21 protein-coding genes are annotated in these 20,562 nt (G+C 71.4%); 6 read left to right on the forward strand and 15 right to left on the reverse strand.

The features are described 5' to 3' along the window. The first annotated feature begins 25 nt into the window (after nucleotides 1–25). A complete protein-coding gene (locus tag ACFJGV_RS08680; protein WP_378148364.1) occupies nucleotides 26–2,725 on the forward strand; it encodes an ATP-dependent Clp protease ATP-binding subunit in 2,700 nt (899 codons plus the stop codon). A 98-nt stretch (nucleotides 2,726–2,823) separates the two neighbouring features. On the opposite strand, the gene ACFJGV_RS08685 is transcribed toward ACFJGV_RS08680, so the two are convergent. From ACFJGV_RS08685 to ACFJGV_RS08700, 4 genes are all read right to left on the reverse strand, one after another. Continuing rightward, the gene (locus ACFJGV_RS08685) at nucleotides 2,824–3,309 is read right to left on the reverse strand and encodes a DUF2510 domain-containing protein (protein WP_378148366.1); all 486 of its coding nucleotides are present in this window, start codon (nucleotides 3,307–3,309) and stop codon (nucleotides 2,824–2,826) included. Between the two features lie 234 nt (nucleotides 3,310–3,543). Continuing rightward, a complete protein-coding gene (locus tag ACFJGV_RS08690; protein WP_378148367.1) occupies nucleotides 3,544–3,975 on the reverse strand; it encodes a type II toxin-antitoxin system VapC family toxin in 432 nt (143 codons plus the stop codon). Next, nucleotides 3,972–4,196 carry a toxin-antitoxin system gene (locus ACFJGV_RS08695; RefSeq protein WP_378148368.1) on the reverse strand — a complete coding sequence of 75 codons (225 nt, stop codon included), beginning with the start codon at nucleotides 4,194–4,196 and terminating at the stop codon, nucleotides 3,972–3,974. The genes ACFJGV_RS08690 and ACFJGV_RS08695 overlap by 4 nt, the downstream gene beginning before the upstream one ends. Before the next feature lie 62 nt (nucleotides 4,197–4,258). Then, entirely contained in the window at nucleotides 4,259–4,822 is a 564-nt protein-coding gene (locus ACFJGV_RS08700; RefSeq protein ID WP_378148369.1) for a CGNR zinc finger domain-containing protein, read from the reverse strand. Nucleotides 4,823–4,885: 63 nt separating this feature from the next. On the opposite strand from ACFJGV_RS08700, the gene ACFJGV_RS08705 reads away from it, so the two are divergent. Both ACFJGV_RS08705 and ACFJGV_RS08710 read left to right on the forward strand, forming a co-directional pair. Continuing rightward, on the forward strand, nucleotides 4,886–6,454 hold the full coding sequence (locus tag ACFJGV_RS08705) for an MFS transporter (protein WP_378148371.1): 1,569 nt from the start codon (nucleotides 4,886–4,888) through the stop codon (nucleotides 6,452–6,454). 458 nt (nucleotides 6,455–6,912) lie between these two features. Next, nucleotides 6,913–7,887, forward strand: a complete 975-nt coding sequence (locus ACFJGV_RS08710; protein ID WP_378148372.1) for a hypothetical protein — start codon at nucleotides 6,913–6,915, stop codon at nucleotides 7,885–7,887. A 66-nt stretch (nucleotides 7,888–7,953) separates the two neighbouring features. Here the strand turns inward: ACFJGV_RS08710 and ACFJGV_RS08715 are convergent, their stop codons facing one another. After that, nucleotides 7,954–8,928 (reverse strand): acetylxylan esterase, encoded by a 975-nt coding sequence (locus ACFJGV_RS08715; RefSeq protein ID WP_378148374.1) that lies wholly within the window; start codon nucleotides 8,926–8,928, stop codon nucleotides 7,954–7,956. Between the two features lie 92 nt (nucleotides 8,929–9,020). On the opposite strand from ACFJGV_RS08715, the gene ACFJGV_RS08720 reads away from it, so the two are divergent. Both ACFJGV_RS08720 and ACFJGV_RS08725 read left to right on the forward strand, forming a co-directional pair. After that, a complete protein-coding gene (locus ACFJGV_RS08720; protein ID WP_378148375.1) occupies nucleotides 9,021–9,317 on the forward strand; it encodes a DUF503 domain-containing protein in 297 nt (98 codons plus the stop codon). A 79-nt stretch (nucleotides 9,318–9,396) separates the two neighbouring features. Next, the gene (locus ACFJGV_RS08725; protein ID WP_378148377.1) at nucleotides 9,397–11,217 is read left to right on the forward strand and encodes a S8 family serine peptidase; all 1,821 of its coding nucleotides are present in this window, start codon (nucleotides 9,397–9,399) and stop codon (nucleotides 11,215–11,217) included. A 691-nt stretch (nucleotides 11,218–11,908) separates the two neighbouring features. On the opposite strand, the gene ACFJGV_RS08730 is transcribed toward ACFJGV_RS08725, so the two are convergent. Continuing rightward, nucleotides 11,909–12,412: a MarR family winged helix-turn-helix transcriptional regulator gene (locus ACFJGV_RS08730; protein ID WP_378148379.1), complete on the reverse strand. Its 504-nt coding sequence runs from the start codon at nucleotides 12,410–12,412 to the stop codon at nucleotides 11,909–11,911. A 139-nt stretch (nucleotides 12,413–12,551) separates the two neighbouring features. Here ACFJGV_RS08730 and ACFJGV_RS08735 point away from each other — a divergent pair, with 139 nt between their 5' ends. Beyond that, the gene (locus ACFJGV_RS08735; RefSeq protein ID WP_378148380.1) at nucleotides 12,552–13,451 is read left to right on the forward strand and encodes an NADP-dependent oxidoreductase; all 900 of its coding nucleotides are present in this window, start codon (nucleotides 12,552–12,554) and stop codon (nucleotides 13,449–13,451) included. A 95-nt stretch (nucleotides 13,452–13,546) separates the two neighbouring features. Here the strand turns inward: ACFJGV_RS08735 and ACFJGV_RS08740 are convergent, their stop codons facing one another. From ACFJGV_RS08740 to ACFJGV_RS08780, 9 genes are all read right to left on the reverse strand, one after another. Beyond that, entirely contained in the window at nucleotides 13,547–14,296 is a 750-nt protein-coding gene (locus ACFJGV_RS08740) for a carboxymuconolactone decarboxylase family protein (protein ID WP_378148382.1), read from the reverse strand. Nucleotides 14,297–14,365: 69 nt separating this feature from the next. Then, nucleotides 14,366–15,028, reverse strand: coding sequence for a GntR family transcriptional regulator (locus tag ACFJGV_RS08745; RefSeq protein ID WP_378148384.1), 663 nt, complete (start codon nucleotides 15,026–15,028; stop codon nucleotides 14,366–14,368). A gap of 95 nt (nucleotides 15,029–15,123) precedes the next feature. Next, nucleotides 15,124–16,044 (reverse strand): NAD(P)-dependent oxidoreductase, encoded by a 921-nt coding sequence (locus ACFJGV_RS08750; RefSeq protein ID WP_378148385.1) that lies wholly within the window; start codon nucleotides 16,042–16,044, stop codon nucleotides 15,124–15,126. After that, the gene (locus ACFJGV_RS08755; protein WP_378148386.1) at nucleotides 16,034–16,435 is read right to left on the reverse strand and encodes a carboxymuconolactone decarboxylase family protein; all 402 of its coding nucleotides are present in this window, start codon (nucleotides 16,433–16,435) and stop codon (nucleotides 16,034–16,036) included. Before ACFJGV_RS08755 ends, ACFJGV_RS08750 begins: the two co-directional genes overlap by 11 nt. Then, the gene (locus ACFJGV_RS08760; protein ID WP_378148387.1) at nucleotides 16,432–16,839 is read right to left on the reverse strand and encodes a cupin domain-containing protein; all 408 of its coding nucleotides are present in this window, start codon (nucleotides 16,837–16,839) and stop codon (nucleotides 16,432–16,434) included. The genes ACFJGV_RS08755 and ACFJGV_RS08760 overlap by 4 nt, the downstream gene beginning before the upstream one ends. After that, complete coding sequence (locus tag ACFJGV_RS08765; RefSeq protein WP_378148388.1) at nucleotides 16,836–17,789, reverse strand: NAD(P)-dependent oxidoreductase; 954 nt, start codon at nucleotides 17,787–17,789, stop codon at nucleotides 16,836–16,838. The genes ACFJGV_RS08760 and ACFJGV_RS08765 overlap by 4 nt, the downstream gene beginning before the upstream one ends. Continuing rightward, nucleotides 17,786–18,676, reverse strand: coding sequence for an SDR family NAD(P)-dependent oxidoreductase (locus ACFJGV_RS08770; protein WP_378148389.1), 891 nt, complete (start codon nucleotides 18,674–18,676; stop codon nucleotides 17,786–17,788). The genes ACFJGV_RS08765 and ACFJGV_RS08770 overlap by 4 nt, the downstream gene beginning before the upstream one ends. Next, a complete protein-coding gene (locus ACFJGV_RS08775) occupies nucleotides 18,673–19,548 on the reverse strand; it encodes an N-acyl homoserine lactonase family protein (RefSeq protein WP_378148390.1) in 876 nt (291 codons plus the stop codon). The genes ACFJGV_RS08770 and ACFJGV_RS08775 overlap by 4 nt, the downstream gene beginning before the upstream one ends. Continuing rightward, nucleotides 19,545–20,384, reverse strand: a complete 840-nt coding sequence (locus ACFJGV_RS08780) for an N-acyl homoserine lactonase family protein (protein ID WP_378148391.1) — start codon at nucleotides 20,382–20,384, stop codon at nucleotides 19,545–19,547. The genes ACFJGV_RS08775 and ACFJGV_RS08780 overlap by 4 nt, the downstream gene beginning before the upstream one ends. Nucleotides 20,385–20,562 lie beyond the last annotated feature (178 nt).

Here is a 20,562-nt window from a genome sequence, read left to right on the forward strand (position 1 = left end):
CTCAAGTTTCAACGCAGGAGGACACGTGCCCGAGAACTTCGGACCCGAAGAGGGCGGCAGCAACTCGTTCGACGAGTTCCTCGCCCGCTACCTCGAGGGCGAGCGCGCCGCGCGATCGCAGCAGCGCTCTATCGACATCAGCCGCTACATGACGCGGCGCACCCAGGAGCTTCTGGCCAAGGCCGGCCGCTTCGCGCTCGAGCACGGACAGAACGAGCTCGACGCGCTCCACATCCTTCGCACGATCGTCACCGAGCAGCCGGCGAGCGACGCCGTGCGCCGACTCGGCATCGACCCCGCGAGCATCGCTCAGGCCGCCGACCAGCGGCTTCCCCAGGCCCAGACGGGCGCCAGCACCACCAACGCGCCCGCGATCACGCCGTCCGCTCAGCGCGCGCTGTTCCACGCCTACCAGGTGGCACGCGCATCCGGATCGACCTACATCGACCCCGAGCACCTCTTCTTCGCGCTCGTGATCAACCAGGACTCGCCCGCCGGGCAGGTGCTCGAGAACGCGGGCGTCACCCCCGAGGCCCTCACGGCCGGGATGCGCGACGGGCAGAACGGCACAAACGGCGCGAACGGCGAGTACGAAGGGCAGAACACGCAGACCAGCACCCCGCAGGGCACGGACCAGGAGTCCGACACCCCGATGCTCGACCAGTTCGGCACCGACCTCACCGAGATGGCCCGCGAGGGCGACCTCGACCCCGTGATCGGGCGGCTCGACGAGATCGAGCAGACCGTCGAGATCCTCTCGCGCCGCACGAAGAACAACCCCGTCCTCGTGGGCGAGGCGGGCGTGGGTAAGACCGCGATCGTCGAGGGGCTCGCTCGCGCCATCGTCGAGGGCAGCGTGCCCGAGCAGCTGCAGGACAAGCGCGTCATCGCACTCGACCTGCCCGCCATGCTCGCCGGCACCCGCTTCCGCGGTGACTTCGAGGAGCGTCTCACCAAGCTCATGGACGAGATCAGCGCGCACAAGAGCGAGCTGATCGTGTTCATCGACGAGATCCACACCGTGGTCGGGGCCGGAGGGTCCGGATCGGGCGAGGGTATGGATGCGGGCAACATCCTGAAGCCCCGCCTCGCGCGCGGTGAGCTGCACCTCGTCGGTGCGACCACGCTCAAGGAGTACCGCCAGATCGAGAAGGACCCGGCCCTCGAGCGCCGGTTCCAGCCCGTGACGGTGCCCGAGCCGTCGATCGAGGACTCCGTCCTCATCCTCACCGGACTGCGCCCCGCGTACGAGGAGCACCACGGCGTCACCTACACCGACGCCGCGATCCGCTCCGCCGTCGAGCTCTCGCACCGGTACGTGACCGACCGCTTCCTGCCCGACAAGGCCATCGACCTCATCGACCAGGCCGGCGCCCGGCTTCGCCTGAAGCTCGGCAAGCGGGCCGAGGAGATCGACACCTCGTCGTTCTTCGCTCAGCTCGCGACCCTCGAGGCGGAGAAGAACTCCGCCGTGGCGGCCGAGCACTACGAGGAGGCCTCGCGCATCCGCGACGAGATCGAGGACGTGCAGCAGCAGCTCAACGACGCCGTCGCGCGCCGCGCCGCTGCGACGGCCCGCGAGAACGGCTCCGCCGGCGACCCGATCGTCGACGACACCGAGATCGCGGCCGTCATCTCGCGGGCGACCGGCATCCCAGCCTCGCGCCTCGGTGACGCCGACCGCGAGCGCCTCGCCGTACTCGAGACCGAGCTGCACGAGCGCGTGATCGGACAGGACGACGCCGTGGCCGCCGTGGCCAAGGCCGTGCGCCGCAACCGCACGGGCATGGGCGATCAGAACCGCCCGGTGGGCTCGTTCCTCTTCCTCGGCCCGACCGGCGTCGGCAAGACGGAGCTGGCGAAGTCGCTCGCGGAGTCACTGTTCGGCGACGCCTCGGCGATGGTCCGCTTCGACATGTCGGAGTTCGGCGAGCGCCACACCGTCTCGCGGCTGATCGGCGCCCCTCCCGGATACGTCGGCTACGACGAGGCCGGACAGCTCACTGAGCGAGTGCGCCGCAACCCGTACACGGTGATCCTGCTCGACGAGATCGAGAAGGCCCACCCGGATGTGTTCAACCTGCTCCTGCAGGTGCTCGACGACGGGCGCCTGACGGATGGGCAGGGCCGCACGGTCGACTTCCGCAACGCCGTGATCATCATGACGTCGAACCTCGGATCCGAGTTCCTGGCCTCCCGGTCGGGTGCGCTCGGCTTCACCGCGGTCACTCCTGGCGACACGACGGGCTTCGGCTCGGAGAAGGCGCTGCGCGACCGCGTGATGGGCAAGCTGCGTGAGGCGATGCGGCCCGAGTTCCTCAACCGGATCGACGAGATCGTGCTGTTCCGCAAGCTCGACCAGGCGCAGCTGCGCCAGATCGTGTCGCTCCTTCTCGGCTTCACGTCGGCTCGGCTCGCGACCCGGTCGATCACGGTGTCGGTCACCCCGGCCGCCGTCGACTGGCTGGCGGATGCGGGCTACGAGCCCGAGTTCGGCGCCCGGCCCCTGCGCCGGGTGATCCAACGCAACGTCGACGACGCGATCGCCGACCTCCTCGTGTCAGGCGAGCTGACGGATGGGGGTCACGTCACGATCGATGCGACCTCCGGCCTCAGCGCGGCGGGTGGGACGCTGTCGGTGCGCTCGGGCGCTTCCGCTGATGCTGCGGACGGCGCCGGCGCGGACGGCGCGGGTGCGGACGCGGAGCTCCCTGCGGCTGCGTAAGCGGGCGGGCTCTGCGTCTCAGGGGCGGGTGGCTTCGGCCATCCGCCCCTTCGTCATGTCCGGGTTGCTCGTGTCAGGGCCTCGGCGCGCCGATCCCTTCACCTCACGAGGGCGAGCGGGATGAAGGCATAGCCGAGGATGCTCAGGCACCAGATGAAGACGATCGAACCGCTGACGATGGCCCAGACCGAGACCCCGAAGCCACCGAGGCGGGCCGCTGCACGGATCCCGCGGATCCCTGCGACGATGGCGACGATGCTGCCCACCGCGGCAATGCCCACGCACGTGAGGGCTCCGGCGACGAGGTTGGGTGCTGCCGCCCTCGTCGCGCTCAGGACCATGAGCGTCACGAAGCCGACGAGCATGAGGAGCCCCGCGGCCGGCAGGGTCAAGCGCGCGATGAACGCGTCGCGGTTGAGGCCGGGACGCATCGAGCGGTAGTAGGAAGGCGGGTACAGCCAGCCCTGCGGAGGCGCCTTGGCATAGGTGTCGCTCCACGCGGACCCGGTCCACCAGCGGTCGCGTCCGCTGCCTTCGGGATCGGGGTGCCAGCCAGGCGGGGGCAGCGGAATGGGTTGGGGCATCGGGACAAACGGTGCGCCCGGCATCGCAGGCTGCGCCGCACCGTCGATCGGCGGCTGCGCCCCGTAGTCCTGCGTCATCGGCTCCTCTTCTCGCCCCCGTCGGCCCGGTGGCTCGGCCGGACCGGACGGATGTGATCGTACTGCCCCGAACGCGCCGCCAGCTGCTTCCGGACCGTGTTTCCGCTGGCCCCGGCGAGGGTCAGGAGGCCAGCCGACGCTTGCCGTGGGCCGGGTTCACCCGTCGAGAGAAGGCGAGGCCGACCATGGGTCGATGAGGTGCAGACCGAGGTCGGAGAAGTCGGCCGTGTTGCGCGTGGCGAGGGACGCGCCCCGGCAGGAGCAGATGGCGGCGATCATCGCATCCTCGACAGAAATGGGCCGGCCGATCGCCTCCCGCTCGCTCCGCAGGAAGCCGTAGGTGCGTGCGGCGCGCTCGTCGAAGTCGAGCACCAGCGCAGGATGCCTCGCCAGCGCCGTCTCAACAGCGTCGATGAGACCGTCCCTCCGGGCGCCGCGCGGCAGGCGGCGGATGCCGTAAGACAGTTCTGCGATCGAGACGGAGGTGACAGCAGTGGTCTCGTCGACCGAGCGCATCCACTCGAGGACCGCAGGTGAGGGCGCGTCGCGCACCACCTCGGAGAGGACGTTCGTGTCGAGGACGATCACAGCTCGATGACTCGCCCCGCAGACCTCGTCGGCAGGGCCACATCCGCCCCTCGGAGCGACTCGGTGGCATCCAGCCACGACTGCGCGAACCCGCGTGAGGCCACCGCATCCGCGAGGATCGCCCGCACCTCGGCTTCGGTCGACCGCCCGTGGGCTGCGGCCCGTTCCTTGAGGGCAGCGAGAAGGGAGTCGTCCAGACCCCGAACCGCGATCGCTCCCATGCCGCCTCCTCATCGTGATATCAGCTATGATAGCAATCGCCGTAGGGCGCTGTCGATCGAATTCAGGACGCGGCGCCGCGGGCGGCGGCGCGGTGGCGAGACTGCTTCGCGCGGTTTCCGCAGACCGCCATCGAGCACCACTGGCCCGTGCGGGAGCGGGAGTGGTCGTAGAACGCCCAGCGGCAGGTGTCGTTCGTGCACGCTTTGAGGCGCGAGAACGAGCCGTCCACCAGGGCGGCTGCGACGGCGGCGAGCACCCGAGCGGTCACCGCATCCAACCCCCCGGAGGCGCCCTCGAGCGACAGGCCCGCGGCGCCGAACCTCGGCACGACCCCGGCACGGCGGGCGGCGGCGTTGAGCGCGTCCGCCGTCGGCTGCGGGAGGGGCGCGCGGTCGTGGTTCGCGAGCAGCGCGTCGCGAAGGCGCTCGCGCAGCTCGCGCGCGGCGGCGAGGTCGTCGGCGGAGGGCGACCCGCCCGCATCCATACCGACGTCGGCCGCCCACGACGTCCACGACGCCTCGTCGCCGAGACGGTCGACATCGTCCTCGATGTCCCAGGTGTTGACGAAGGCGCGGACGAACTCGAGCTCTCCGGGAGCATGCGGGGCGACCACGTCGGATGTCATCACTCCATCCCAGCACATAACCGCCATTGGCGGAACAACGGTGCCGCAGTAACCTTCATCTGCATGACGACAGTTACCAGCGCATGGCGGTCGAAGTCGTTCCGGCGGGTGTGGACCGCAGGGGCGGTCTCGGGGCTCGGCGCGGAGATCGGGGAGCTCGCGGTGCCGGTGCTCGCGCTCGTGACGCTGGGCGCGTCCGCCACCGAGCTTTCCCTCGTGCGCGCAGCACTCCTCGTGCCGTACCTGCTGCTGACGCTGTGGCTCGGGGTCGTCGTCGACCGGCGGCGCCGGCGTCCGCTGCTCGTGATCGCGGATCTCGGCCGCGGCATCCTCCTCGCCGTCGCCTGCGCCCTCGCGCTGCTCGGATGGCTGACCGTGCCGCTGCTCATCGCCGCCGCCGCCGCGCTCGGCTCGCTCACCGTGCTGTACATGCTCGCGGAGTTCTCGTTCGTGCCGCTTGTCGTCGAGGAGCAGCAGCTCATCGACGCGAACGCGCGCATCACGGCCGCGCAGTCCGCGATCGGCGTGGCCGGGGCGGGCGCGGGCGGGGCGCTCGTGCAGGTGCTGACGGCGCCGTTCGCGCTCATCGTGAACGCGGTGGGGTACCTCGCGTCGGGGGTGCTCATCGCGTCAGTGCGGGTGGAGGAGCCCGTGCCGGGGCGCGGGGCGCGGGCGAGCCGGGGCGAGGGCGGGCATCGGGAGGGTGAGGAAGGTCGGCAGCGAACGGCGAGAAGGCGCCCTCCCCGGGGCGAGGGAAGGGCGTTTTCGCGCAACTCGGCGAGGGGCGAGAAACGAGCATCGGCGGTCAGGGAGGGGCGGGCGATGGCAGCGGGCACCGCGGGCGGGGCGGCGGGCGGCGCGGGCGGTGCGGTAGGGCAACGCGCATCCGCCGTGCGCGAGGCGCGGGCGGGCATGGCGGTGATCGCACGGCATCGGGTGCTGCGGGCGCTCGTCGGCGAGGCGACGCTCTGGAACCTCGGCAACGAGGTGTTCATGCTCGCGCTCTCGCTGCTGGTGCTGCGGACGCTGGGGCTCGGGCCGGGCATCCTCGGACTCGTGCTCATGGCGGGCGGGGCGGGCGCCTTCATCGGCGCCGCGCTGAGCCGACGGCTCACCGCGCGGTTCGGATACGGGAGATCGCTGATCGGATCGATGCTCGCCGGAAACGCCGCGCCGCTCGTCGCGATCGCGGGGACGTGCGCGCTCGTCGCGGCCGCGGGTGGCGTGGGGGCGGTGTTCGGGGGCGGATCCGCAGCGGATGCGGTGGCCCGCGCTCTTGCCGGGCCGGGCCTCACCGTGGTCGTGGTGGTGCTGACACTGGGCATGCTCGTGTCGGGCGCCGGATGCGGGGTGGCCAACTCCCAGGCGGTCAGCCTCCGCCAGCTCGCGGTCACGCCCGACCTGCGGGGACGAGCCAACGCCGCCTACCGCCTCGTCTCCTGGGGAGCGCTGTCGATCGGCGCGCTCGCCGGCGGTGGGCTCGTCGTCCTGGCGGGCGAGTGGGTCGCCGCGCTCCTCGGCACGGCGCTCATGGCGGTCGCGACGCTGCCCGTGCTCCTCTCCCCCGTCCGGCGGATGCGCACCATCGAGGAGGTGCGCCCCGCCCGTGCGGTCGTGAGCGCCGCGGGGTGAGGACTCCCCGCCGGCGGTCTCTCAGGCTCAGCGGGCGGGGCGGATGCGGCGGGCGCGGATGTGACAGTCGTGGCGGGCTACGACGGCGGGAGGCCACCACGACTGGCAATTCCGTCGACCCGACGCCGTCCCTCGCGGGCGCCGCACCCGGGCGCCTCACGCTCTTCGGGCGCGGATCTGACAGTCGTGGTGGGCTCTGACTGCGGGAGGGCACCACGACTGTCAGAAACGCGGCCCGACGTCGTCCCCGCGGGCTCCGCGCCGCGAGCACCCCCGGCCCCTCGGGCGCGGATGTGACAGTCGTAGCGGCCTTCGACGGCGGAAGGCCACCACGACTGTCATTTCCGACGGGCCAGCGGACGGGCGGACGGGCGACGGGCCGACGGGCCGACGGGCCGACGGGCGAGGATGAGATCGTCTGCTGGGGGGTCGCCACTGGTTGTGGCAGGCTCGTGGGCATGAGTCAGCAGCCGTGGGGGACGGCCCCTCAGCCGGGTCCGGTGCCCGAGCCCGCATCCGGGCAGGCCGAGAACATTCCGGTGGGCGAGCAGGGCGTCCCGAGTCAGCCCGAGCGCCCCGGACCACCCGCGTACGGGCACCCGGGGCAGCCGACGCCGCCGTACGGGCACCCGAGTCAGCCCGGACAGTACACACCCCCGCCGTACGGGCAGCCAGGACAGCCCGCCCCGCCGCCCGGGTACCCCTGCCCCGGCCCGCCGACGCCACCGCCCGCATCCGGTTTCAACGTCCTCGCCCTGGTGGCGCTGCTGCTCGCAGTCGTGGGCGCGCCGACGGCCTTCCTGCCGGACGTGAACTTCATCGGATGGCTGCTGCTCGGGATCAGTGTCGTGCTGTCGGTCGTCGCCCTGGCGCTCCGCGGGCAGAAGAAGGGCCTCGCCATCGCGAGCCTCTCGCTCTCCATGGCCGGAGCGCTGTCCTCCGGCGTGTTCTGGGGGCTCATGGCGATCAGCGACAACGCCGCTCCCGTCGAATCGCCGATCAGCGAGCAGCAGTCCACCCTCGGGAGCATCAGCGATCCGCTGCCCCTCGGCAGCCCGATCGAGCTGGAGGACTGGACGTACACGATCCTGGACGTCGAGACCGACTCCGGCGTCGTGGCGTCGGAGATGGATGCATCCGGCAACTACTTCGAGACCGCCGAGCCGGGGCAGCGGTGGGTCGTGATGACCTACTCCATCACCAACAAGGGCGAGGCCTCGGCATATCCGGCCGAGATCGTCACCGCCATGGTGTCGCCCGACGACGAGGACCTCGGCATCGACCTCCCGCGGTACGTGCTCGACGACACCAGCCTGCTGCCCGCGGGCGAGTCGCGGGTGCTGTCGGTGGCGTTCCTCATCCCCGAGGGCTCGGATCCGCTGGTCCGCGTGACGCCCTCCGTCTTCCAGGATCCGGTGTACCTGCGGTTCTGACCGCGCCCGCCCGCGCGCCGGGCGCCGGGTATGCGCGGCATGCGCGGCATGCGCGGCATGCGCGGCTCAGGCGAGGCGAGTGCGGAGGAAGGCGAGCATCTCGGCCTCCTCGTCGGCCTGGCCTGACTCGTGGCCGTTGTACGGCCACACGCGGAGGTCCTTCTCGCCGGCGTAGCTGTGGAAGGCCCCGAACACCGTCGACGGCGGCGTGACCACATCCATCAGCGCCACCGAGAATCGCGCCGGCGCGGAGGCGCGCGCCGAGAACGACACCGCGTCGTGGTACGACAGAGTGCGCAGCACCTGGTCGGTCTTCTCACGGTGCACCGCGAGGTACTCCGTGATCTCGTGGTACGGACGCGCGTCGGTGATCACGATCGCCCGCGGGAAGTCGGACAGGAAGGGCACGTTCGCGGCGACCGCCGCGATGTCGTCGCGCAGCCCCGCGACCGCGAGCGCCAGTCCCCCACCCTGGCTCGTTCCGAGCACGGCGATCCGCGACTCGTCCACGATGTCGAGCGTGCGGACGGCGTCGACCGCGCGCACCGCATCCGTCATCAGTCGCCGGTAGTAGTAGTCCTCGGGCGCGTCAACGCCACGCGTCATCACACCCGCGATCTGGGGGCCGGCTGCGGCGGGACCGAGGTCGTCACCGGTCGCGCCTGCCGACCAGGCGGCGCCCTGTCCGCGGGTGTCCATCTGCAGGTGCACGAACCCGGCCGAGGCCCAGAGGAGGTTCTCCCACGCGCGACCCCGCCCGCCGCCGTAGCCGATGTACTGCACGATCGTCGGCAGCGGGCCGCTCGCTCCGGCGGGCACGCGCAGCCAGCCCTTGATCGGCTGGCCCGCGAAACCGGGGAACGTCACGTCGTAGAGCTCGACCGACGCCAGCTCCGGCTCGACACGCACCAGCTCGATCGAGGCCGGCGCCGCGGCGCGAGACTCGGCGAGGGTGTCTGCCCAGAACGTGTCGAAGTCGTCGGGCGTGGTCTGCGCGCTGCGGTACTGCCACAGCTGCTCGAGGGGGAGGTCGGTCAGCACGTCCTCCATCCTGGCAGGCCGCGCATCCGCGTGGCGGCATCCGGTCGGGATCGATCACGCGGCTGCCCGGGGTGCGTGAGAGGATGCGCGGCATGTGGATCGGATGGCTGGAGGCCGACCTCCTGCTCGGCGACGTGCACTCGCTGAAGGAGAAGCGCGGATACGTGCGCCCGCTCGTCGCCGAGCTCGGGCGGCGGTTCAGTGTGGCTGTGGCCGAGACAGGGCACCTCGACCTGCACCGGCGGGCGGGCGTCGGGGTGAGCTGCGTGGCGGCGGATGCGGGGCACGTGCGCGAGGTGCTCGACGGGGTGGAGCGCTTCCTCGCCGAGCGGCCGGAGTTCGAGCTGCTGTCGATCCGCACGCGCCTCGTGTCGAGCGACGACGACTGAGCCGATCCTGCAGAGCAGCCGTGAGCGGTAATGCTCCCGTGGGCGGCACGATGTCCGCCCCGACCGATACGGTGTGGCCATGGATGGGGACAGGATGACACCGCTGAAGAGGTTCGTCGTGGTGGGGGTGCTGGCCGCCGCGTGTGTGCTCGGCACGACCGTGCCGGCGCACGCCGAGAACGTGCCGCCGGAGTGGTCGCAGGCGGAAGTGGCCGTGCCCGGCGACGGCACCGCACGACCCGCAGCCGGTCCGAGCGACGTGAGCACGGGCGCGCCCGTCGCGGACGCCGCGGCCGCGGCCGCATGCAGCCCCTCCGTCGCTAGCGGCGCGCTCGGCGCCGACGAGGCGCGTGCGCTCTTCGGCGTCGACGGCACGGGGGTGAAGGTCGGCGTCATCTCGGGCTCGTTCGACACGGGTGTCCAGCCCACCGCCTCCGACGACGTGGCCAGCGGCGCCCTGCCCGGCCCAGGCAACCCGTGCGGATACGAGACGCCGGTGACGGTGGTGCTCGAGTCGGAGCGCGCACAAGACGACGAGGGCCGAGCCATGGCGCAGGTCGTGCACGGCATCGCGCCCGGCGCGGCGCTCTACTTCGCCTCGGCGGGCGGGAGCGGCAGCGCCGGCATCGCCCGGGCGATCGAGCTGCTCGTGGCACAGGGCGTCGACGTCATCGTCGACGACGTCCAGGGCGAGGACGAGCGCGTCCTGCAGCGCAGCGCCGCCGGCGACGCCATCCAGGCGGCGGTCGACGCCGGGGTCGCCTACGTCACCGCGACCGGCAACTGGACCGTGCTCGGCGCAGAGGGATACCCGAGCGCCGGGTATCCGATCGGCGGATGGTCGACGCCGCGCTACGAGCCCACCGCCTGCAACGACGCGGTCGCGGCGCAGTATCCGGGGCAGGACGTCGACTGCCTCGACTTCGATCCCGGATCGGCGGCCGACCCCACGATGCGCGTCGCCCTGCCCGCGAACGGGGCCATGGCGGGGCAGCTCGGCTGGGCCGAGCCGGACGGCGCGGTCATCACGCACCTCGACTACGTGCTCACGTTCGCCGACGGCACGGTCAGGGTGGTGCCCGCCCCCGACGCGGACTCGGCATTCATCGCCGCGGGTCTCTTCAACCCCGACGAGAACGCGGCCGCCGACGTCGAGGTGAGCATCGTGCGCACGAATCCCGATACCGCCGGCACACCCGCGATCCAGTGGGTGCTGCAGCAGCTGCTCATCCCCGGCGGGCGCGACCGGGTGCTGCTCGACCTCGAGCACTACCAGACGGTCGGCGACGTCTCCGTGGGTGGCTCGATGCTCGGCCACAGCGCCGAGCCGACCGCGATCCGCGTCGCCGCGGTCGACAGCACGACCCTGCAGCTCGAGACCTTCTCCTCCGGCGGGCCGGCGCTCACCGCCCTCGGCGTACCCGAGCCGATCACGGTGACCGGGCCGACCGTCGCCGGAGTCGACGCGATCCCGATCTCGTTCGTGCTCGGCAGCGGGTCGGTCTTCCGCGGCACGTCGGCCGCGGCACCCTCGATCGCGGGTGTGCTCGCGCTCGCGCTGCAGCACGCGCCCGACACCGGGGTAGCCGAGCTCACGGCGGCGCTCACCGCATCCGCCCGGCCCGACGGGTACGCCAGCACGCTGCCCGCCGACGTCGACCGCGCTCGCTTCGTGGGGGCCGGGCTCGCGGATGCGACGGCGCTGCTCACCACGCTCTCCCCGGCGCCCGCTCCTGTGCCGGTGCCTGTGCCTGTACCTTCGCCGGATGCCGCGGGCGTGCGCCCTGCCGCCCTCGCGGCCACGGGCGGCGACTCCGCGCCGTACGTGCTCCTCGCGGTGGTGCTTCTGGGCGCGGGTGCGCTCGCCTTGCGCGCCTTCCGCGGCTCGCGCGCCCGCTGACCCGCGGCGCGGCGCCGACGCGCCCGGCACCGGGTTCGCGGATGTGACACTCGTGGCGACTCCGCCCACCCCGAGCCCGCCACGAGTGTCAGATCCAGCCCCTGTCCACGTCGGGGACACTCGCGGCGCCCCGGACCGGATGCGCTCCGCGCCGATCCTGCTGCGGGTTGCGTCCCCGGAGCGTCGTCGGGAGGCCTCAGGGGCCTCCTCGCCGCGTCCGGCGGGCGCAACCCGCCCCGCCCCTCCGCGTGGCCCCTCTCGGCGCGCCTATCGGCGGCCCCGCGCGGGCACGCACGTCCTCCCACGCTGACCGGGCCCCTGCGCGGGAACGCCAGCCCCAACGGGCCCCACCCCGCCCGCGGTGGGGCCCGGATCTGACACTCGTGGCGGCCTTGCCCTCGCGCAGCCCACCATGACCGTCAGATCACCCTGCGTGGGAACGCCAGCCCCAACGGGCCCTACCCCCGCCCGCGGTGGGGCGCGGATCTGACACTCGTGGCGGCCTGGCCCTCGCGCAGCCCACCATGACCGTCAGATCCACCCTGCGCGGGAACGCCGGCGCCAACGGGCCCCACCCCGCGCGCAATGGAGCGCGGATCCGGCACTCGTTGCGACTTCGCCCGCGCCCAGCCCACCACAACTGGCAAAACCACCCCAGCCCACGGCGTGCGCGCGAGCGGGGGGGGCGGGCTCAGACGCGACGGCGGCGCGCGGCTGCCGAGCGGGGCGGGGCGGCACGGATGTGGTCGCGCACGGGGCCGAGGAGCGCGCCGAGCGTGGCGGCGCCGTCGTGGCCGAGGGGGTCGAGGAGCAGGCGGTCGACGACCTCGATGTGGCCCGGGAAGACGGCGGCGAGGCGCTCGCGCCCCGCGGGGGTGATCGTGACAGTGACGCCGCGCTCGTCCTCGGGCGACGGCGCCCGCGTCACGAGACCCGCCGCCTCGAGCACACCGGCCTGGTGGGTGAGGCCGCTGCGGCTGTAGACGACGCCGTCGGCGAGCTCGGTCATCCGCCGACTGCCGTCGGGTGAGTCGCCGAGCGTGGCGAGCAGCTGGAACTGCACGTAGCTGAGGTCGCCCGCCTCGCGCAGCTGCTGCTCGACCGCGTGCCGGATGAGGGCGGTCACCTCGATGAGCGTGAGGTAGGCACCCAGCTCGACGGCGTCGAGGACGCGGGGGCGGTCGTCGGAGGTCATGCGTCCGATCGTACCTGCTTCGATATCGGACTACTTGCTTCGATATCGAAGCAGTGCTATCGTCATCTCATTGCTTCGAACTCGAAGCACAAGGATTCACAGACCGACACCCCAGACAGACGAGAGAGCGAGTACGACCATGAAGGCAATGCGTTTCCACGAGTTCGGCGCCCCCGAGGTCCTCCAGTACGAGGACGTCGAGCAGCCCACCCCCGGCGAGGGCCAGACCCTGGTCGCGGTGACCGCATCCGCGTTCAATCCCGCCGACAACTCGATCCGCGCGGGCAACCTCAAGGCGATCCCGATCGCCCTCCCCCACATCCCCGGCTACGACGTCGCGGGCACCGTCGGCGGCCGCCCCGTCATCGGCTTCCTCCCGATGGATGCGGATGGCGCTGCCGCTGAGTACGTCGCGGCACCCGCATCCGCCCTGGTCGACGCGCCCAGCAGCATCGACCTCGCCGACGCGGCGGGGCTGCCCTCGGTGGCGCTCACCGCGTACCAGGGTCTCTTCGACCACGCAGGCCTCACGGCGGGGCAGCGCATCCTCATCACGGGCGCCGGCGGGACCGTCGGGCACTACGCGGTGCAGCTCGCCGCCCGGGCGGGGGCGCACGTCATCGCGACGGCGAGCCCGTCCAGCCGCGACGCGGTCGCCGCCGCGGGGGCCGCCGAGGTGATCGACCACACGACGACGGATGTGGTGTCCGCCGTCGGCGAGCAGGTGGACGTGGTCTACAACCTCGCCCCGTCGTCGCCGGAGGAGATGGCGGCGTACCTCGGCCTGGTCCGCGACGGCGGCGCGATCGTCACGACGACCGCGTGGCTGCCCGCCCCGTCCGACGAGGCGCGCGGTGTGCGAGGGATCACCGAGTTCGTCCGCTCGGACGCCGCGCAGCTCACCCAGCTCGTCGAGCTCATCGACGCGGGCGAGCTGACCCTCGCGCCCACCCGCCGCGTCGCGCTCGCCGACCTCGCGTCGGTGCACGCCGAAGCCGCCGCGGGCACCCTACGCGGCAAGGTCGTCGTCCTCCCCTGACGACGAGGCGCGGATCTGACACTCGTGGCGACCTGCTCTTGAGCGAGGTCGCCACGAGTGTCATCTCCGCATCTGGACCTCGCGCGCAGACGCCGCTACTCGCCCGCCTCCTCCAAGAGGATGGGGGCCGCCGTCGTCACCGCGTGGATGCCGATCACCGAGGCGATCTCCATCACCTCGAGGATCTCCTGCGGAGTGGCGCCGTAGCCGATCGCGTTCTCGATGTGGAGCTTGAGGCCCTTGACGTAGAGGTGCGTGGCGGCGGTGTCGAACGCGATGTAGATGAATTCGCGCACCTTCGGCGAGAGGGTGCCCGTGCGCCACGGCACCGACGAGAAGTCGGTGTAGGTGGCGAAGATCTCGGGGTCGAGCTCGAGCATCTCGTCCCAGAACGAGTGCCAGTACCCGCGGCTGCGGGTGAACTCGGCCTTCACCTCCTCCTGGTAGGCGGTGAGCTCGGCGGGCCCCGTGCGCAGACCCTTCTCCTCGAGCACCTCCACGAGGATCGGCACCCCGATGTTCATCGCGTGGATGCCGAGTGTGGCGGTGCACTCGAGCACCTCCATGATCTCCTGCTTCGTCGCCCCGAGGGCGAGCGCCGCCTTGATGTGCTGGCGGATCCCGGGCTCGTAGAGGTGCGTCGCGGCCGCGTCGATCGCGATGTACATGAACTCCTTGGTCTTGTCGTCCAAGTGGTTCTTGCGCCAGGGCACCGCCGAGAACTCGAGGTACGCCTTGAGGAATCCGGGATCGAGCTTGAGGATCGCCTCCCACGAGTCACCCCAGGTGCCGCGCACCGCGATGAACTCGTCCTTCAGTTGCTGCTGTTCGGCAGTGAGTGCCATGTCATCTCCTTCGTTGAATGGTCCTGATGGAGACGACCGGATGACCGGGTGAGGAAAGGAACGGCGGGGCTACTCCCCCTCCGACTCCCGCAGGCTGTGCAGCGCGGTGACCGACGCCTTCCGCACATGCTCGGCACAGAGTCGCGAGGCGAGCTCCGCGTCGCGCTCGGCGATCGCGGCGACGACGGCGCGCAGCTCGCGCACCACCTCGAGCGCACGGCCGGCCTCCGAGAGGGAGGTCGCCCGCAGCACCTGCACGCGCGCCTGGATGCCCTCGAGCAGCTGCTGCAGCGCAGCGCTCCGCGCTCCCGCGATGAGCACCGTGTAGAAGCGGTCCTTCGCCTGCAGGATCTCGCGGATGTCGTGAGAGTTGTCGCTCACGACGGCGAGGTCCTCGACGGTCTGGCGGAGGGCGGCGACCTCGTCGTCGGTGGCACGCTCCACGAATCGCTGGACCACCAGCGACTCGAGCGACGCACGCACCTCGTAGAGGTCGACCGCATCGGCCAGGGACGGTGCGCTCACCATCGCGCCGCGCTGCGGCACCACGGTGACGAGACCCTCGCTCGTCAGCTCGCGGAGCGCCTCGCGGATGGTGGTGCGCGAGACGCCGAGCTGCTCGATGAGCTCCCGCTCGACCAGGCGCTGGCCAGGCTTGAGCTGGAAGTCGAGGATCGCCTGCCTCAGCGCGGCGATCACCTGCTCCCGCAGCGGTGCGGAGACCCGGCCCATGGGGCCGACTGTCCACGACTCTGCGAGCGAGTTCGTCGGTGTCATCTCACCTGCCCGTCTACACGTTTCGTTCTACGGTCATACGATCGTCAATGCTACGTCGCTGCGACACCCCTCTCGACGGTCGCCACGTACTGCGCGACGCGGGTGTGGTCGGCAGCGGGATCGAGCTCGTCGGCGGCCTCCGCCCAGAGTGCGACGGCGTCCTCTCCGAGGACGCTCGGCACACCGACCTGCGACGCCAGCTCGGTAGCGATCCGCATGTCCTTGAGCATGAGCCGCAGCCCGAACCCCGAGTCGTAGCGCTCGGTGAGCACGAAGTTCGGGAACTTGTTCTCGGTCGAGCCGCTGCGTCCGCTGGACGAGTTGAACACCTCGAGCATGACGGCGGGGTCGAGGCCGAAGCGCTCGCCCGCGGTCATCGCCTCGGCGGTGATCCACAGGTGCGTCGCCGAGAGCAGGTTGTTGAGCGCCTTGATCGCGTGACCGGCGCCGATCGGACCGGCGGACACGACGCGGCCCATCGCGGCGAGCACCGGCGTGGCCGAGGCGACGTCGGCGGACGAGCCGCCCACCATGATCGTGAGCTTCCCGGCCACGGCCCCGCCGACCCCACCCGAGACGGGCGCGTCGATCATGCGGATGCGGCGGGTCGCCAGTTGCTCGGCCAGCTCCCGAGTGCGCAGCGGCTCGGACGAGCTCATGTCGACGATGAGCGAGCCGGGCGCGAGCGATCCCACGATCGAGTCGACCACCGACTTCACGATCTGCGAGTTCGGGAGCATGAGGATGACTGTGCTCGCGGCGGCGGCGACCTCGGGGGCCGTGTCGACCGCCGACGCACCCGCGTCGGCCGCCCGGGCCCGAGCTTCGGGCGAGACATCGGAGGCGACCACGTCGAACCCGGCGGCGACGAGATTCGTCACCATCGGGATCCCCATGTTGCCGAGGCCGATGAACCCGACCGTGGCCGGGCTCGACGCCGAACCCGATGCGGCGCCTGCCTCATCCGGCATTGTGGTGCTCCTTCACGACGCGGTCGGCGATGCGGAACGACTCGAGCGCCGCCGGCACACCCACGTAGATCGCGGTCTGCAGCAGCACCTCCTGGATCTCCGCCTCGGTCGCCCCGTTCGTGAGCGCGCCGCGGACGTGCACGGCCAGCTCGTGCGAGCGGTTGAGCGCCGTCAGCATCGCGATGTTGATGAGGCTGCGGGTCTTGCGCTCGAGCCCGTCGCTCGTCCACACGATGCCCCAGCAGTACTCGGTGACGAGCTCCTGGATGGGCCGCGAGAACTCGCTCGTCGCGCCGAGGGAGGCGTCGACGTGCGCCGCTCCGAGCACCTCGCGTCGGACCGCGAGGCCCTCCTCGAAGAGCTGCTCACGGGTCTTGTCCCGGTCGGTCATGATGCGGTCTCCTCTGAACGGACGGGGCCGTGGTAGTCCTCGTCGGCGACCGGGTTCGACCAGTCGGTGACGCCGAGGGAGATGGCGGTGTGGATGAGGAACGAGTCGGGCGCGGCGCCGTGCCAGTGGCGCTCGCCGGCCGGGACCCAGACGGTGTCGCCCTGACGCAGCACCTCGATGGGCCCGCCCTCGCTCTGGATGAGTCCACGCCCGGCGACCACCAGGATGATCTGGCCGCGCTCGTGCGTGTGCCAGTGCGTCCGAGCCCCGGGGGTGAAGTCGACCGAGTTGATCGTGACACCATCGGTGGCGGGCATGGTGAGGTAGGGGAAGGCGTCGCCGGTGAACTGCGAGCCGGGCTTGCCCGCGATGCCCGCCTGCTCGTGGGGTCGGATGTGGATCATCGCGCGTCTCCTTCGCTGGTCGACCCGGCGTCGTGCAGCCGCACCCCGCCTGAGACGTCGCCGATCGCATCGACGACGGTGTTGCTGATCTCGTCGGCATACCCGAGAGCCCGGGCCAGACCGAAGCTCGCGACCGGCCCCGAGGAGTTGAGGCTGGCCACCCCGAGCCGCCCGAGGAGCTCCACATAGAGGGCGACGTCCTTCAGCATGAGGGAGTTCGTGAGCCCACCCTTGAGGTAGTCACCGTGGATGATCTTCGGGAAGCGGTTGAGCGTGGCGAAGTTGACGCCCGACGACTGGTTGAACACGTCGAGCACGGTCTGCAGGTCGAGTCCGGCCTTCTTCGCCGCCACCATCACCTCCGCGGTCGCGGACAGCGCGATCGCGTTGAGGAAGTTGTTGAGCAGCTTCGTGGTGTGGCCGGCGCCGCTGTCACCCACGAGATACACGTTCGTCGCGATGTGGTCGAGGATGGGCTGCACCCGCTCGAGCGCCTGCGGCGACCCGCCCACCATCAGGGTGAGCGCGCCCTTCTCGGCCGCGGCGGCGCCGCCCGAGATGCCGGCGTCGAGGTACTCCACGCCGCGGGCGGCGAGGTCGGCATGGATGCGCCGGGTCGAGTCGGGCGACGAGGTCGAGAGGTCGACGACCACCTGTCCCTCCCGCACGTGGGAGAGGAGCCCGTCGTCGCCGTAGACCACCGCCTCGACGACGCGACTGTCGGGCAGCGACAGCAGCACGGCATCCGACCCGTCGACGACCGCGCCGCCGGAGGGCGCGGGTGTCGCGCCTGCCGCGGTGATGCTCTCGACGCGGGCGTCGAATCCCAGCACGGGCACGCCGGCGTCGACGATGCAGCGCGTCATGCGGCCGCCCATGTTGCCGAGGCCGATGAAGCCGACGCGCGTCTCCGTCTCCGTCCCTGCGGGGTCGGGGCTGTCGTTGCTCACTGGTCGTTCCTTCCGAGCGGGGTCTGCGGGAGCGGGGTCTGCGGGAGTCGGGGGTCGTCGCCGTAGAAGGCGCGGTCGTGGGCGGCAGCGTCCCAGGCGCCGGCCCCGCCGGCCGGGCGCACCGTGTTGACCACGGTGGCGCCGCCGTCGGCCGAGACGAGCTGGCCGGTCACGTAGGCGGAGTCGTCGCTGAGGAGGAACGCCGCGACGGCGGCGATCTCCTCCGCGCGACCCGCTCGACGCAGCGGTGTCGTCGAAGCGCGGGTCTCCATGTCGTTCTTCCCGCCCGTGGTGCTCGCCGCGGCGGCGAACAGGTCGGTGGGCACGATCCCCGGGGCCACGGCGTTGACGCGGATGCCGAGGGGCCCGCCGTACACGGCCGCACCGTGCACCAGCCCCGTGACCGCGTGCTTGGAGGTCTGGTAGGCGAGCAGGTCGGCGCTGCCCGTGAGGCTGCCGATCGACGCGGTGATCACGATCGCCCCGCCGCTCCCCTGCGCGGCGTACTGACGGAACGCCGCCCGCAGTCCGAGGAACTGCCCGCGCACGTTCACCGCCATCACCCGGTCGAACTCGTCGACCGTGAGGTCGGGGATCGGGGTGAAGGTTCCGAAGATGCCGGCGTTGAGGTGGTGGAGGTCGAGGTGGCCGAAGCGTTCGAGGGCGGCGTCGACGTAGGCGTCGACGTCCGACTCGGTCGACACGTCGGCGCGCACCGCGATCGACTCGGTCGGCAGTCCGTCGGCGACGGCCTGGGCCGCGTCGAGGTCGATGTCGACGGCGACGATGTGCGCGCCCTCCGAGGCGAGCCGGTGGGCGGAGGCGCGTCCCAATCCGCCGCCGGCGCCCGTGACGACGGCGACCAGGCCGTCGAAGCGCCCGCTCATGCGCTCACCGCCGAGGCGGTGGAGTCGGCGGTCACGGTGGATGCGGGTACGGCGGATGCGGGTACGGCGTCGCTGAGCGCCCCCAGCGTCACCACGTGCTCCGAGTCGCTGCGGCCGAGCGGCCGGAAGCGGTCGAGCGTGGCGGGGTCGTGCCCCGAGACGAGGTGGTCGACCTCGCCTCCGTCGAGCATGGCGCGGATGCGGTCGAATCCCTCGTACATCTGCACGAGCTCGGCGACGGAGCTGAAGGGCATGTCGCGCTCGTACTCCTCGTAGTAGTGGATGGCGTCGCTCGCGAGCAGCACCACGCCGGCGCTCGTCGGCACGCGCACGACCGACTGTCCCGGTGTGTGCCCGCCGAGACGGATCACGTCGACGCCGGGCGCGACCTCGACCGCGTCCTCGAAGGCGTCGACGCGACCCTCGTCGACCGCGGCGAACAGCGCCGCGAGCTCGACGTCCTCCACCGAGTGGTGGAACTGCACCCGCTGAGCGTGCGTGGAGCCCCAGAAGTCGAGCTCCGCCTGTGCGATGACGATGCGGGACGAGCCGAAGTGATCCAGGTTGCCGATGTGGTCGTAGTGGGCGTGTGTGATGACGACGGTGGGCGCGTCCGCCGGATGCACGCCGAGCGACGCGAACAGCGTCGGCGGCTCGTTCAGCATGGTGCGCGCGCGGCGCTCCCCGCCCGCCGCCGAGTAGCCGGTGTCGACCACGATCGTGCGACCGCCCCCGCGCACCACCCAGACGAAGTAGTCCATCCCGATCGGGGCGTCATCCTCGTGGTACAGCTGATGGTTGAGGTAGACCTCGCTGCGCCGGCCCACCCGGGTGCCGTAGCGAGCGATGGTCACCTCGTAGAGCTGGGTCACGCGAGCACCGTCGCCACGCGACCCGCCTCGCCCGGCGCCGCGGGGAAGCGGTCGCGGACGCGGGCGTCGTGGCCTGGGATGATCGTCGAGCTCGTCTCGCGCGCGAGCCGGTTGATGAACGCCAGTCCGTCCTTCATCTCCTGCAGGTCGGTGAAGGCGAAGAACGGCCACTCGTTCTCGATCTGCTCGTAGAAGTGCGCGGCGTCGACCGTGAGGATCATCGACCCCGACGCGGTGCGGATGCGCGTGAGCAGCTCCCCGGGGCAGTGTCCGCCGATCGGGTAGACGGTGATGCCGGGGAAGACCTCGGTCTCCTCGTCGATGAGCCTCAGCCGGCCCTCCTGCTCCGCCTTCTCGACCACGGCGAGGTCCTCGGCCGTCGTGAACTCGCCGTCCAGCGCATCCGCCGAACGCTTGCCGAACCAGTAGTCGTACTCCTTCTTGCCCGAGACGACCTGCGCCCGGGTGAAGAGGCCGAGGTAGCCGATGTGGTCGTAGTGGAAGTGGCTCGTGATGACCATGTCGACGTCCGCCGGGTCGATCCCGACGAGCTCGAGACCCTCGGGCGTGGGCGTGACGCTGATCTCACCCAGCCAGTCGCGCTTCGGGATGTCGTAGCCGGTGTCGACCAGGATGATGCTGCCGTTCGACCGCACCACCCAGAAGTTGTAGTCCATGTCGAGGTCGGCATCGGGCCGCCCGTACTGCGCGTAGTCGTGGAAGACGTCGCTCATGCGGACGACACGCTCGCCGTACTTGACCTGCCACACGGACGGGCCGGACGATGAGTCGACGGCTTCGCGGGACGAGTCGGCGGCATCGACGGTTGAGGGCATTTCGAACTCCTTCGTTGCGTACCCTGAGAGCTTGCTCGTCCGACTGTAGGATTGTCATACAAATCTTGTCAAGCGGCCTCTTCGGATCGGCCGGTCGGCCGCGAGATTCCCTGATTCTTGCCGTTCTGTTGCCGAATCGGTACTTGACATCCCGTTCCCACGTGGTCAAGACTGCCTC

Source organism: Cnuibacter sp. UC19_7, assembly GCF_042699995.1.
Classification (GTDB): Bacteria; Actinomycetota; Actinomycetes; order Actinomycetales; family Microbacteriaceae; genus Cnuibacter.

Excerpts from the sequence above, each read along its gene's own strand:
- ACFJGV_RS08760 (WP_378148387.1), bottom strand. The coding sequence starts at position 16,839 with ATGATCCACATCCGACCCCACGAGCAGGCGGGCATCGCGGGCAAGCCC.
- ACFJGV_RS08695 (WP_378148368.1), bottom strand. The coding sequence starts at position 4,196 with ATGGGAGCGATCGCGGTTCGGGGTCTGGACGACTCCCTTCTCGCTGCC.
- ACFJGV_RS08725 (WP_378148377.1), top strand. The coding sequence starts at position 9,397 with ATGGATGGGGACAGGATGACACCGCTGAAGAGGTTCGTCGTGGTGGGG.
- ACFJGV_RS08730 (WP_378148379.1), bottom strand. The coding sequence starts at position 12,412 with ATGACCTCCGACGACCGCCCCCGCGTCCTCGACGCCGTCGAGCTGGGT.
- ACFJGV_RS08685 (WP_378148366.1), bottom strand. The coding sequence starts at position 3,309 with ATGCCCCAACCCATTCCGCTGCCCCCGCCTGGCTGGCACCCCGATCCC.
- ACFJGV_RS08755 (WP_378148386.1), bottom strand. The coding sequence starts at position 16,435 with ATGACCGACCGGGACAAGACCCGTGAGCAGCTCTTCGAGGAGGGCCTC.
- ACFJGV_RS08750 (WP_378148385.1), bottom strand. The coding sequence starts at position 16,044 with ATGCCGGATGAGGCAGGCGCCGCATCGGGTTCGGCGTCGAGCCCGGCC.
- ACFJGV_RS08710 (WP_378148372.1), top strand. The coding sequence starts at position 6,913 with ATGAGTCAGCAGCCGTGGGGGACGGCCCCTCAGCCGGGTCCGGTGCCC.
- ACFJGV_RS08770 (WP_378148389.1), bottom strand. The coding sequence starts at position 18,676 with ATGAGCGGGCGCTTCGACGGCCTGGTCGCCGTCGTCACGGGCGCCGGC.
- ACFJGV_RS08720 (WP_378148375.1), top strand. The coding sequence starts at position 9,021 with ATGTGGATCGGATGGCTGGAGGCCGACCTCCTGCTCGGCGACGTGCAC.
- ACFJGV_RS08700 (WP_378148369.1), bottom strand. The coding sequence starts at position 4,822 with ATGACATCCGACGTGGTCGCCCCGCATGCTCCCGGAGAGCTCGAGTTC.
- ACFJGV_RS08705 (WP_378148371.1), top strand. The coding sequence starts at position 4,886 with ATGACGACAGTTACCAGCGCATGGCGGTCGAAGTCGTTCCGGCGGGTG.
- ACFJGV_RS08740 (WP_378148382.1), bottom strand. The coding sequence starts at position 14,296 with ATGGCACTCACTGCCGAACAGCAGCAACTGAAGGACGAGTTCATCGCG.
- ACFJGV_RS08735 (WP_378148380.1), top strand. The coding sequence starts at position 12,552 with ATGAAGGCAATGCGTTTCCACGAGTTCGGCGCCCCCGAGGTCCTCCAG.
- ACFJGV_RS08745 (WP_378148384.1), bottom strand. The coding sequence starts at position 15,028 with ATGGGCCGGGTCTCCGCACCGCTGCGGGAGCAGGTGATCGCCGCGCTG.
- ACFJGV_RS08780 (WP_378148391.1), bottom strand. The coding sequence starts at position 20,384 with ATGCCCTCAACCGTCGATGCCGCCGACTCGTCCCGCGAAGCCGTCGAC.